This is a genomic window from uncultured Sphingobacterium sp., from assembly GCF_964277905.1.
Lineage (GTDB): Bacteria > Bacteroidota > Bacteroidia > Sphingobacteriales > Sphingobacteriaceae > Sphingobacterium > Sphingobacterium siyangense.
In genome coordinates this window covers 39,301-52,869 of sequence record NZ_CAXYKD010000030.1, presented here as the reverse complement: position 1 = coordinate 52,869, position 13,569 = coordinate 39,301, and the positions used below count along the sequence as shown (strand labels likewise).

The following is a 13,569-nucleotide window of genomic DNA, read 5'->3' as shown; positions in this document are numbered from 1 at the left end:
AAAAAAAATCAATTATTTTAACAGATCGGGATTATTATTGATTGCTTCCTGTGGATAGCGTATCACATAACGAGGATCGTTCTGCTGCAGAGTTACCGTTCTACCGAAACTACTGTGCGTGATCGCAGGGCGTGTCGTCCGTTTTAGATCATACCAACGTAATCCCTCTAGCGCCAGTTCACGCTTACGCTCCAGTAAAACCGCATCCAGTAACTGTACTGTTGACAAACCTGCGTCAGCCTTTGTTTCTTTGACATAGGCATCTGCGGTAAATCTGTTTTTCTTTAAAGCAGACAGATATTTTAATGCCTCTGCTGTATTTCCCAGACGAACATAACATTCCGCCATCGTCAAATAAAGATCAGCATTTCTAAAACTCACGTTAAAACGATTTTCACCGCCTTTGAGAGATACATAATCACCACCACTTTTTTGGAAGTAACGGCCTTTTCTTAAATCGCCTGTAGAATAACTGTCTAACAAGCCCGGTGAAATAAAGGAACTTGTACGTACGCCAGGAACAGACACTTTTTCCAAAGCCATAATCATCTCTACGGATTCAAAATCATTCGGAAGTAGACTTCCAGCAACATTCAGATCAACCAGCTTGTCATTTATAGCCAAAGATTTTTTAGCGGCATCAATTGCTTCCTGCCACTCACCGCGATATAAATGAACGCGTGAGGCCATGGCAAAAGCAGCGCGTTTGCTAAAGCGATAATTAACACCTTTTGCCTGATCATCCACAGTCAGTAAAGCTGTCCCTTTTTCCATGTCAGCTAGGATCTGTACATAGGATTCTCCAATCGTCGCGGGAACAAAACGTTGTTCCAGGTCAATCTTTGTCGATAAAGGAACACCCCGAAGCCCTGCATTACTTCCTGAATAGACCTCACTGTATAGATTTAACAACTCAAAATGAGCATAAGCGCGCATTAGGTAAGCTTCACCTTTAATCTGATCTACCGTGGCATTACTTCCTAATTTTTCATCAATGGTGCTGATGACCTGGTTGGTATAAAAAATACTGTTGTAAAATGTCAAATAGGGATAAGCGATTGTTGTCGGATCAGGATTTTGATCGTTCCAAAGATAGATATCTTTGGTTCTAGCAGCATCGGTCGAACTTTCATCCAACAATAGTTCATCTGTACGCAAGGACAAATAGGACTTATGTGCTGGAAACCCTAGATAACTGCTTGTAATCAGTCCTCTAAAATCACTTTCCGAGCTGGGGATAACGGTCCCTACCGGTTGTATATCTAAATATTTATTGCAGGAAGCCAATGCACTAGCGGCCATGATCATTCCAAAATAAATTATCTTTTTCATTTATGAATCAATTAAAAGAATTAAAAACTTGCAGAAAGACCAAAAGCAAAAGATTTGCTAATTGGCTGCGCATAATAATCACCATAAGTTTCAGGATCAAAATACCCATCGTAATTTGTTCCGAAAACAAATAAATTACGCCCTTCAACATTTACTCTTAGATTACTTGTGCCAATTTTTTTGCTTATTGCAGCCGGTAAAGTGTAGCCTAAACGAATGCTATTGATGCGGACATAGCTCATTTTTTTCGCCCAGATATCATACTGTTTAAACGAATTAATCGGATCGTTACTTTCCATCCAAGCATAAGCCATCCAACGCTCATTCAATTCGGAACTTATACTGCCCAAGGCTGGCAAGGCTGTTTTACCCTGTAAAGCCATCAACAGATCCTTGGTGTAATTTTGTCCACGATCAACTTTGGCAGGATTGTAAGTTGGCGTACGGCTCACCCAGCGTTCTAAATTGAATACCGCGGAGATGGCCAAATCGAATTGTCCATAACGGAAACGGTTGGTCATCCCTCCAATGAATTTAGGATCTTTACTGCCGGCATATTTAAACTTGGAGCGATACGTTGCCGCTGACATGTCAGTTTGGGAGGTGTATCCTGGTAAGAAATCTGCCCAAGGATCGTAAAGGCCATAAAACTCTTCCATACTCGCAACAGAACCATCCTGATTTCTAAACTGCATCACGCCATCTTTGTCCAAACCTGCAGTCTCCAATACATAAAGACCGTTAATTGGTCGACCAGCCTGGGTTTCTGGGGCGTAGGCCGTTGGATTATTGATTACTTTTAGTAATTTATTATTGTTGTGTGCAATATTGAAATCCGTTGACCAAGAAAACTTATCTGTCTGAATCTGACGGCTGGATATGGTTAATTCTACACCTTGATTACGTGCTGACGCCCAATTAACCTGAACATTCTGAAAACCATTTTCCAAAGGCAACGCACTATATGCGATAAGATCCGTGCTTTTTCTGTTATAATAGTCGACTGTAATGTTTAATCGATTTTTCCATAAGCCCAAATCAATTCCAGCATTATAGGATTGTGTACGTTCCCAACGTAGTTTATCATTTGCAGGCATGTCAACGACCACAGATCCTTCCGTGTTACCCGGAAGAAGCGTTGTATTACCATATTTACCTACGATAAAAGGATAGGTATTGCGATCCACATTCCCTTGGATACCGTAAGAAGCACGTACACGAAGATCAGACAAGGCCGTTTTTCCTTTGATAAACTCTTCTTCTAGCACATTCCATGATCCAGAAATTGACCAAATCGGTAAGAAACGATATTGTGGATCTACCCCAAACATATTCGATCCATCATAACGGATACTCCCATACACATTATATTTACGATCCAATGTATAGGTTGCATTACCATAGAAAGATGCATATGAATTCTCAATAAATGCCTTCTTATACTGGACAAACCTAGAGTCATTTTGATAAGTGCTATTTGGAAAAATAATTGTCTGGGTCGTCAATGTTGCTGGGTTATAACCAAATCCCTTCGTAGTGACCATTGTATTTTTGGTCCTTCTCAACTCGGTTCCACCCATTACTTCCAGTTCGTGACGGTCATTCCATGTTTTATTGTACTTTAAGTATGTTTTCCAATTATATTGAAAAATACTATTATGGGTATTTTCGATCGTTCCACCTACGGGTAAGAAATACTTATTTGTCTTACTAGCGGCATCGTAATAACGTGTAGCAGCGCGCAATTTACGCGTGTTATAACTTTCTTGATCCGCAAATTTTTCCGAACCGTTTTCGTCAAATTGTAACCCAAATTCTGTCCGTAATGATAACTGTGGCAAGATCGTGTATTCTAGATAGCTAATTGCCTTCAGCCCTTTATTCGTGAATTTATATTTGGTATTTTCGCGCTCTTCAACAGCATTAAAAGGAATATAGGTATCGCCCTCAAACCCCTCAATATCTGGATCATAATTATAATTACCAGACTGATCATAAACCGACAAGTAAGGATTAACTGAACGCACATAATAACTTGGGTTCGTAAAAGCATCCCGATCCTGAATTGGATTTTGTCGGTTTGAAACCGTCCCCATTAAATTAATACCTGCTTTAAATCTATCATTAATATTAAAATCGTTATTTAATGTCAATGTATAGCGGCGTAGATCTACACCTTTCGTCGCTCCTTTTTCATCGTACAAACCACTGGACAAATAATAACGATGTCCATCATTACCACCTGAAATAGATGCAGAATACTGCTGATTCAGCGCCTGACGATAAAGTTCTTTCCCCCAGTCTGTTTGCTGTGAACGCAATTGATTGATTGACTGTTGCACTTCCGGAGACAAAGCCGCCAAACCACCGGAACGGTAAGCATCCAATGCGTCTGCTTTGTTTAGTATCCGCATAATCGCACCTTTGTTAGTACGATAATTTAGATCCGTGCGATTTGCCATCAATAACTCAAAGTCAACCTTTTCGTTAGCATTCATCAGATTGAGGTTGCTGTAATCCGGGCGTTCGGTCACAAAGGTATTTGCTGACACCTGCAGTTTTGCAGGTCCTGATTTCCCTCTTTTTGTGGTAATCACAATTACACCATTTGCCGCCCGTGCGCCATAGATTGAAGTCGCTGCAGCATCTTTTAAAACGGTAATATCCGCGATATCGTCAGGATTGATTCCCGCAATTGGCAGATTTGTCAAGCTATTGAGATTATCCTTGTCAATTCGATTGGGCATTTCAGTACCTTCGATAGGCAGTCCATCAATGACCCATAAAGGATCCTGTGTACCATTCAGTGATACTGTACCACGGATACGGATCTGTGGTGCACTATTGGGGCCGCCACTAAAATTACTCAACTGCAAACCCGCCACCTGACCAGCAAGCATTTCATCGATCGATGCAACCCCCGTCTGTTTGATGTCCGCTACATTGATTTTATTGTAAGCCGTCGTATTCTTGCGTTTTTTGATATCCGTATAACCTGTTACGATCACCTCATCCAAGGATTCACCACTTGGCTGCAGCAAGATTGTTTTATGATCCTGGAATACCGGCACTTGAATACGCTGGTACCCGACATAGCTAATCGTTACATACTTTAAATTACTAGGCACTTTTAAGCGAAATTCACCAGCGGCATCGGTCAATGAACCCAATGCCGACTGCTGCACCTGATTAGGTACACCGATATCTTCTGCTACTGCCGAACTTTCAACGACGACCGTCGCCCCTACGACCGGTTTTAACGTGACCGCATCCAAAACCTTTCCTTTCAGTTCCCTGGATTCCTGCGCATGCGCAACGTGCACACACATGAAGGTCAACGGTATTAAAAACTTATTCATTTTGGTAGATGTTAATATATTAGTTTAATTCTAAGGTATTTGCAATACGTAGTAAAAGATCCATGTAATGCGATTTTGTAGTCGCGTCACCTGTCCGCTGCTTTTGCTTCAACAACTGGTAGATCTCATATAGTTCAGCACGTTTATAGGTCAACATATCGGAAGTGCGTATCATACCAGTGACATGTACATTCCGAAGTCCCGTTTGTGAAGAGGATGCATGTTGTGGATGTAAACATAGATCAGGTTGTGTCGCTTCAACTAGCTGCTCAATGCTTGCCAGTTTCTTCGCATTTAATTTCTCCATGGATTTATTGGTAGATACCATCAGAACATCCACATAGTTTTGTTGTAGCATCCGTGTTTTAAGATCCAACGATTGTCCACTGATGGTTTTAGCAAAGACCGTCTGACGTACTGAAGTTAGAAACTCAGGTGCACTCCATGCTTTTCTACTTCCAAAAAGATTTTCCATCTCAACCATACGCAGTAGGCGCTCATCGTTCACGAGTTTATACAACATAGCGTATTGAAATTCACGTTGTAAGTTATAAGGAGCGTACTCAAATGGTCCTATTGGAGAATCTTTCAATGGAAAAGTTTTTGCCATCAGCTCTGGGACGAACAACCACTCGGGCATATAAAAGACATTCTTCTTGAGGTATTCCAAAGCACGTACTTGTTTGTCTTTTGGTACTGGACTATAGGCATCTTTTTGATCGCCCAAAACAGCATTTTCCAGGTATATGCCCCCGATATTATTTAAGACATGGTCAGCATACGCATACCATTGTCCCACTACACCCATATATAATTTACCGGCACGGTAGTAATCATCACCTACATTAGTGGTCCAGTTGATAATATTAGGCATCATACGACGCAGATTCCGCATGCCATATTCACCAGCTTTCATCGCGTCGTCACCAAGATCTTCCGATTGAGCCCGCGGATCAACGATATTTTTAGAATCTTGCTGTTCACCGTAATGGTAAATAGGATCATTTACATGGCTGTCAATTTCCTTTCTCAGCAAAGGAATTTCATCCCAAGGTTGCGTTTTGCCATACCAACGGTAAGCCCAGCCAATGGCATACTTGTCGTAAGCACCGATCACGGGAGTGATCTGCTCCACACCATCTTCGGGTTGCGCCACATAATTGAAACGAGCGTAATCCATAATTGAAGGAGCAGTCCCCCCCATTTTGGCGGTGAAGCTTTTACTACGCAATGAATCAACAGGAAAACTTGCCGAGGAACCCATGTTATGCATAAGACCCAAGGTATGCCCAATTTCATGGGAAGAAACAAAGCGAATGGCATGTGCCATTTTTTCATCCGAAAACACATTGGATCGTACCGATGTATCTACTATACCTGTTTGTATACGCATCCAGCTATTTAAAATCGTCATGACGTTGTGCCACCAGATCACATCGGCTTCGAGAATCTCTCCCGAGCGCGGATCGACCACAGAAGGTCCCATGGCATTAGCCTGAGCAGATGCGGCATAAACGATCGAGGATACATTGGCATCATCGGGATCAAATTTGACACTATCCGGCTGTTGTTTGGCCAGAATTGCATTTTTGAAACCAGCAGCTTCAAAGGCAACCTGCCAATCATGAACTCCATCGATGATGGCTTGTCGCCACTGTTTTGGTGTCGCCGGATCTAAATAAAAGACAATCGGTTTCTTTGGTTCGACCAACTCTCCTTTCAGATACCGCGCTTTATCTTCGTCACGCGGCTCTAAGCGCCAGCGATTGACCAGATTTTTCTTATCCAGTTCCTGTTGTTTATCATTAAAATACCAACGTGGTGAAGTAAAGAAACCTACTCTTGGATCTGCAAACCGCGCAACCATAGGATTTTCAGGCAGTTCGTAAAGGTTACTTGTAATTTCTAAAGAAACCGGTACAGATTCATTACCTTCAGTGACCTTGGTAGAGAATACAGACTTCACAACGATATTATTCGCATAGGATTTAATGTCTTCAACGGTAGATATACTCGTTTTAGGTGAAGTTCCCAAACCCAAAGACGTAAACACATCCGTAAAGCTTTTTTCTGAACCGTCAAATACTTTATTGACTTTGATCACCACGGCACTTGAATCCTTTGAATAGCTTTCAATCTTAAAAGATTCGATATAAGAAGGACGATAATTATCATATACCGAAGCGGCTATTGCGTCACCCTTAGGTACTTCGACCTGCGGTTTAATCTCCGAAACCCACACTTCTTTTTTCTCTTTACGATGGGTAAAACGAATGACCTTATTTTCATAATTCATCCCTTTGTTTACCCCAGCCTCATTCAAGGCCAACGGTACAGAAGATAGCTTTTGGATCAACAATATATCTTGCCCCATCTTTTTCAATGGAATTTCAAAGTAGTAGTTGTTTTCTTTACGGATCACAGTAAACATTCCGCTATCCACACGCGCATCTTTCAACAATTTGTCGTATGCAGCTGTAGAATCTTTCTTGGCCGTAGAATCTTTGGCAGAAGTAACGGTCTCTTTTTTTCTTAAACCTACTGTTTGCAATATAGAACAAGATTGCATTAGACCCGCCGAAAATAAAAGACCAATGGCTAGCTTAGTATAAGTGTTTTTCATCAAATAATTATTTTTGAGCTCGCTTTCAAAGGCATAAATGAGCTCGTGGCATTCTATTTGTTTTTCACTGGTGACGACGTAACATCAACCGAAAATCCATTGTTGATCCTAAGCCTGTTTTAGCTTCGGATTTTGAATCAGAAAGTAATTGCATCTATTCCATGGAGATCAATCATAAGTTGCACTTTATAAAGACCTTGGCATTTTATGGGATAAGATTAGGCTAATCACAAACTAAAACCGCTGGATTAAGAGCCAAATTTGTTAAAAATATTGTACAGAATAATACATAAAGAGATGAACACGCAATTCAGAGCGATGAACACGCACTATAAAAACATGAATACGTAGACATCTTCAATTTCATTATTCATATACCGCATTATGCGAGTGGTAATCGCACAATAAATTGCCCCGACTCTAACCCGAAATGAAAACCTGCCATGGCATAGTAACTATAGATGGATGACAAATAATTGAGCCCGTACCCCTCACCTTCAGGCTCTGCTCCCTGTCTGGGCTGCCAGTTGTTGCTAACCTCCAGCAGGTTGGTTTCGGGTATATAGATTAAACGAATTGTAAGCGGATTCTCTTTCGAAATACGGGTATGCTTAATGGCATTTTCGACCAGCATTTGCAAACCCAAACGTGGAATTTTCTGTTCTAATAATTCTCTTGGAATATTTATATCCATATCCTGCAATGCCGCTCCGAATCGTACTTGCTGCAAAAAGAAATAGGCTTGGGCCAATTCCAGTTCCTCCCTTAGCGTAGACCATTCCGCCTCATCTGTACGTAACATTTTACGATAAACCTTGGTCATCTTTCCAATAAATGACTTGGCCAGTTCATCGTCTTTTCCGATCAGGTACTGAAGTGACCCAAATGTATTGAATAGAAAATGTGGATTGATCTGTTGTCGCAATTGTACTAGACGCATCTGCGTATATTCATTTTCCTGCTTCAGGGCCAGCAATTTCAATTGTTGAATCTTGCGTCGCTCCATAACATTGAAATAGATCAATACCATCGCCACCAACATTAACCCCACACCGAGCAAGATACTATAGGTCAGCAATTCCTGGATTTCTTCTTCAATGCTCAACAAGAGAACATACACCTTGATTTCACCACCAACAAACAGAATGTTACAGGGATAGGAATTAACCATCACGTCCAGCTGCAGAAAATCTGACTGGACAATTTGCCCCTGTTTTGACACAGCAGCAGTATTTCTCTTTCCCCATTTTCGATTATCAGGAGAATATACACAGATGCCGCGGTCATCATAGATCTCAAAATAAGCCCGCCTTCCGAAATTGAGCTTCGCAAAATAAGCATTCAGCCTTTCAATATCCATATAGATATGATATAGCCGATGATTTATTGTTCGTGTCCGTAACAATGTTAGCATCCTATGGCTCATATAATCAGGTTGGCCTACCGGGATAATGACCAATAAGGAATCACCACTTTCCTTTGGATCAAACGTGGGTTGTTCCAATATTTTTTTCTCAGAAAGGTACAGATCCTGCTGTAGCAATTCCAATTGCTTTTTGACAAGAAACATATTCTCATCCGCAAAATCGATCAATATTCTTTTCTTAAGACGATCAACTTTATGATGGATAACACCGAGCAATCCCCCTCCTACCAGCAGCAGCAACAACAAACAGACAATCAGGATAATACTATTTTTCTGTTCGGCATTTTTAAATCGAAATTTCACGGCGCAAAAATACATCAAAATTTTCAAAGCTTTAGCAAACAAGTTCATAAGAAAGCTCTAACCCAGCCTTTTGTCAATGAAAAACGACATATTCCAAGAGCTAACCAAAATAAATGAGGCATTTAATAAAGATTAATAATAATTTTCTGACTTTTGTAAACACAAAAAATTACAAAGTGTCAAAAGCAACATTTATAAAAGTTGTGAAACGTATCGCTATCGTTTTTACAAGCATCGTCGTACTACTCGTTATCAGCACATTATCTATTCCCTATATATTCGAAAATGAAGTCAATAACAAGGTCAAATCACTCGTAAACGAGCATATTACTGGTGAGTTAAATTATTCGAAAGTAAGATTAACCTTCTTTGATCAATTCCCTTTGCTTACTGCATCGATGGATGATGTCTTACTAAAAGGGGCCGAGCCTTTTAAAAACGATACGCTGCTTGCCGCGAAAAAAGTCAGTTTTGGCGTGGATCTTATGAGTCTTCTCAAATCTAAAATTGTCATCGACAAGTTTATCGTGAACAGCGGAAAGATCAACATCTTGGTTGATTCTTTGGGAAATGCCAATTATTCTATTTATAAATCCACCCCGTCGGATTCAACAAAAACACAAGATAAGGCAGAAAGTAGCGCTTTGGCTTTTCAATTAATTAAACTTGAAAAAACAAATCTCCATTATGAAGACCGCTCCATTCCGCTTCAGATAGAGGCAAAAGATCTCGAATATGAGGGTAAGGGAGATCTGATGTCAAATATTTTTGACTTGAACACACGGGCAAAAATTGCATCCTTTTCATTTTCCTTTGACAATGAATTATATGTGGACAAAAAGTCGATCGATGCCAATTTGCTAACACGCATCAATACCAATACGTTATCCTTCGTCTTCGAACGAAATGATATTAAAATAAATCAATTACCAGTTCGTTTCCGTGGATTGTTGTCTTTTATTTCCCATGGTTATCACCTAGATTTTAAATTAAAATCACAGGAAAGCACCTTGGCCGAATTACTTTCATTAGTCCCAAATAGCTATGCTTCTTGGATCAAGGACCTCTCCGTGAAAGGTACATCTGAGGTTTTTGTTAATCTAGAAGGTGATTATATTGTCGACAACAACAAAATGCCTAATCTTTCACTTGGGCTCATGATCAACAATGGCTTTCTCGCGTATAAACAATCCACCAATCCGCTAACAGACTGGAATGCAAAATTACGGATAGACTTGCCGGCACTGAATCCAGACTCACTACAAATTGATCTTAAACAATTTGACTTTAAAGTTGCTTCAGGCTATTTCAATGCACAGGGTAACATTGCGGGTTTACACCCTGTAACCGTGCATGCCAACATAAAAAGTGATCTTAATCTCGATAAACTCCATGCCTCGCTACAGTTTCCCGATTTTTCTTTCGGTGGAAAGTGGAATCTTGACGCAAAAATCGACGGCACATACGCCAAAGCTATTCGTAAGGTAGGGCTCCAAAAACGCGAACAGGAATACGTTGCATCCATTCCTACTTTTGATATCAAAAATACACTCGTAGATGGTAAATTCAAATTAGCTAAGCTCCCACAGGGATTGGACAAAATTGCCTATCGTCTGGAAGCAAAGGATCCCGATGGCCAGTTAAAAAGTGCATCAATAGCAATCCATGATATTTCTGTTCAAGCACTTAACAATTATATAAAAGGATTTATTTCAATAACAGATTTTAATAAAATTGCAGTCAATTCCGATTTAAAGGCCTCATTTAATTTAGCAGATATCAAAAAATTCTATCCAATTCAACAAGTCGAATTGGCGGGATTGGTAGATGTCAACCTCATAGCAAAAGGTTATGTGGATCTCAAACGAAACATTTTTCCCGAAACCAATACATCCATCGTGATGAAGAATGGGTTGATCAAGTCAAATGATTATCCTATCCCGATGGAAAATATTCAGGTCGAAGCTTTTGTCAATAGCGAAAAAGGTTCACTTCGAGATCTGAATGTCAAAATCCTACCGGTATCGTTTACATTTGCAGGTGAACCTTTTTTCTTGAATGCAGACCTCAAGAACTTCAATAACATCAAATACAACATACAGTCCAAGGGTAAGCTCAATCTCGGCCCTATTTATAAACTCTTTGCATTGGATGGTACCAATGTCGATGGCTTTATCTATACGGATTTTAGTTTAAAAGGCTTACAGAGCGATGCCACCAATGGTCATTATAACCGACTTCAAAATAACGGTCGGTTAAGTATTGGAAATATCCAGGTTCAGTCCGACATGCTTCCACAGCCTATTGCAATTCGAAGTGGGAACTTCAGTTTTAATCAGGAGAAAATGAATTTCGATAAATTCCTGGTTGCCTATGCTAAGAATGATATTTCCATCAAAGGATATCTCAACAATATTATTAATTATGCAACAAGTAGTCAAGCACCGTTAAAAGGTCAATTTACACTCAGCAGCAAGAAAATCAATGTGGATGATTTCATGGTTTTCGGATCGCCATCTTCCTCGACAGCTACAGGCACATCCGAAAGCGGTGTGGTTCTTCTCCCCAAAAATTTGGACGTTCAGGTTTTAGGGCTTGTCAACGCCATATCATATAACAAAATGAATATCAAAGATTTCAAAGGGGACCTACAGGTAAAAGAAGGTAAAATGACACTGAATAAGACAAACTTTGAGCTCGCGGGACTGAAAGTAGATATGAACGGAAGTTATCGTCCCATAAATCCACGTAGAGCAAGTTTTGATTATGCGGTGAAAGCCGACAGCTTTGATATTCAACGCGCTTACAAAGAGATACCGATGTTCAGAGAAATGGTTAGCTCCGCCAAAAATGCTTATGGTCTTGTTTCATTGGATTACAAATTGGGTGGCCTATTGAATGGCAATATGCAGCCAGTAATGCCTTCTATCGTCGGCGAGGGATCCTTAACGCTAAATCAGATTAAGTTCAGAGGCTTCAAACTACTCAATGGAATTAGTCAATCTACTTCCAAAGAAAAATTGAAGGATGGCGAAGTAAAAAAAGTTGTTATTAAATCCCATATCAAAAATAATGTGATGACCATCGAACGCACGAAAATGAAAATGATGGGATTCAGGCCTCGCTTTGAAGGCCAAGTAACCTTAGACGGACGTATGAACCTGGGTTTTAGGCTGGGCTTACCTCCTTTTGGAATCTTTGGGATACCTATGCGAATTACGGGCACTCCAGATAACTTTCACTTAAAAATGGGAAAATACAAAGAAGAGGATCTCGACATGGACATGGATGACGAGGACAGCAAGGTATATAAAGAATCTCAAAAAGTGCAAGAAACACAGACTAAGTAAACGCGCAATTAGTTTTAGTAAATTCAGTCGACACAATAGTGCTCAATTAAAAACGTTATTAAGTTAACAGAAAGATTTGTTAACTTAATAACGTTTTTAATTGATGAAAACTATGAGATATATACTAATTATACCCCTAGCGGTTCTATCCATCTGCAGTTGGTCCAGTTTCAATACCCTTAACGATCAGAAAAACCCCTTATATGGGAAAGTATTCCGTGAGATCAATGAAATTGCTGAATTAAAATCTTATACCTACGCAACTGGCGCACTTATTGAAACCGACAAGAATGCACAGGGCGATTATCGCTTTGCTGCCGGCTATTTTACAAATGCTAAAAATGGTGTTTGTATTTTAGAAGAATTGTTACCCGATGATAGCAAAGGTAAAGTCAAATACAAGATTTTGGATACCATCAATATCCAAAAACTGAAGTCCAACGAGCAGCTTAGCTTATGTAACTGCAAGCAAGGAGACAAACCAAACAGTGAAATTATAGCCATTAGCCGGGTCGATGAAAGCAAAGAATATTTCGACAAAATCGTCAAGGCATGGCGCATGGATACCAAAAGCCAGAAAATTATTCCTTTAAAAGACACAAAAGGTATAAGCTGTCTCAATGAAGGCTACGGCATCTAGTAGCGACAGGGTTTTTAAATCAATCCGTCAGCCTTCAACTTGTCAAACACATGCAAAACGCCAATGACCTGGATCGGTTCTTCCTGGTACTCTTGGTGTGAAAAATAACGAACGGCGCCAATCTCATTACTGGGTTCGATCTGCTCTGTTAATGGATACAGAAAACAATCTTGTTCCATGATAACCTCTAGCACAAGCCCGTATGCCGGGGCTGTAACATGGCAATAATAGGAGATTTTATCCGGGTCCAGATTGATATTTAGCTCCTCCAAAATTTCACGACGAAGGGACTGCAGAGCTTCCTCCCCCGCATCAATCTTTCCACCCGGCAGATACCATGCCTTTCTATTGTTGCTATACGCTAATAATAATTTATCCTCCTTAATACTCACTAAACCCGCTGTAGGCAAACATTTTGTTGTTGTCATGAAATGTATTATAAGCTATTACTGATTAAATACGCTAGATGTGAAATTACTTCTTTTACGACATTTATCAAAGCGCGACAGCTAATCTGGAGAATCCTTCATTAAAAC

Annotated in this window: 7 protein-coding genes; 2 read left to right on the top strand and 5 right to left on the bottom strand. The window is 40.1% G+C overall.

The genetic code is table 11. The features are described from left to right. Positions 1 to 12: 12 nt before the first annotated feature. The 4 genes from ACHWSC_RS14150 to ACHWSC_RS14135 form a co-directional block, all read right to left on the bottom strand. Positions 13 to 1,332, bottom strand: coding sequence for a RagB/SusD family nutrient uptake outer membrane protein (locus ACHWSC_RS14150; protein ID WP_394677195.1), 1,320 nt, complete (start codon positions 1,330 to 1,332; stop codon positions 13 to 15). A 20-nt stretch (positions 1,333 to 1,352) separates the two neighbouring features. Further along, positions 1,353 to 4,691, bottom strand: coding sequence for a SusC/RagA family TonB-linked outer membrane protein (locus ACHWSC_RS14145; protein WP_201666067.1), 3,339 nt, complete (start codon positions 4,689 to 4,691; stop codon positions 1,353 to 1,355). A 19-nt stretch (positions 4,692 to 4,710) separates the two neighbouring features. After that, positions 4,711 to 7,314 carry a zinc-dependent metalloprotease gene (locus tag ACHWSC_RS14140; RefSeq protein ID WP_394677194.1) on the bottom strand — a complete coding sequence of 868 codons (2,604 nt, stop codon included), beginning with the start codon at positions 7,312 to 7,314 and terminating at the stop codon, positions 4,711 to 4,713. A gap of 382 nt (positions 7,315 to 7,696) precedes the next feature. Continuing rightward, positions 7,697 to 9,043 carry a sensor histidine kinase gene (locus ACHWSC_RS14135; protein ID WP_394677193.1) on the bottom strand — a complete coding sequence of 449 codons (1,347 nt, stop codon included), beginning with the start codon at positions 9,041 to 9,043 and terminating at the stop codon, positions 7,697 to 7,699. A 176-nt stretch (positions 9,044 to 9,219) separates the two neighbouring features. On the opposite strand from ACHWSC_RS14135, the gene ACHWSC_RS14130 reads away from it, so the two are divergent. Together ACHWSC_RS14130 and ACHWSC_RS14125 are read left to right on the top strand one after the other, a co-directional pair. Then, positions 9,220 to 12,393, top strand: a complete 3,174-nt coding sequence (locus ACHWSC_RS14130; protein ID WP_394677192.1) for an AsmA-like C-terminal region-containing protein — start codon at positions 9,220 to 9,222, stop codon at positions 12,391 to 12,393. A 112-nt stretch (positions 12,394 to 12,505) separates the two neighbouring features. Continuing rightward, a complete protein-coding gene (locus ACHWSC_RS14125; protein ID WP_394677191.1) occupies positions 12,506 to 13,033 on the top strand; it encodes a hypothetical protein in 528 nt (175 codons plus the stop codon). 14 nt (positions 13,034 to 13,047) lie between these two features. Here the strand turns inward: ACHWSC_RS14125 and ACHWSC_RS14120 are convergent, their stop codons facing one another. Continuing rightward, entirely contained in the window at positions 13,048 to 13,461 is a 414-nt protein-coding gene (locus ACHWSC_RS14120) for an NUDIX domain-containing protein (RefSeq protein ID WP_394677190.1), read from the bottom strand. Positions 13,462 to 13,569 lie beyond the last annotated feature (108 nt).

Bases quoted from the DNA above. Each gene is read 5' to 3' on its own strand.
- ACHWSC_RS14145 (WP_201666067.1), bottom strand. From the start codon at position 4,691: ATGAATAAGTTTTTAATACCGTTGACCTTCATGTGTGTGCACGTTGCG.
- ACHWSC_RS14120 (WP_394677190.1), bottom strand. From the start codon at position 13,461: ATGACAACAACAAAATGTTTGCCTACAGCGGGTTTAGTGAGTATTAAG.
- ACHWSC_RS14140 (WP_394677194.1), bottom strand. From the start codon at position 7,314: ATGAAAAACACTTATACTAAGCTAGCCATTGGTCTTTTATTTTCGGCG.
- ACHWSC_RS14125 (WP_394677191.1), top strand. From the start codon at position 12,506: ATGAGATATATACTAATTATACCCCTAGCGGTTCTATCCATCTGCAGT.
- ACHWSC_RS14150 (WP_394677195.1), bottom strand. From the start codon at position 1,332: ATGAAAAAGATAATTTATTTTGGAATGATCATGGCCGCTAGTGCATTG.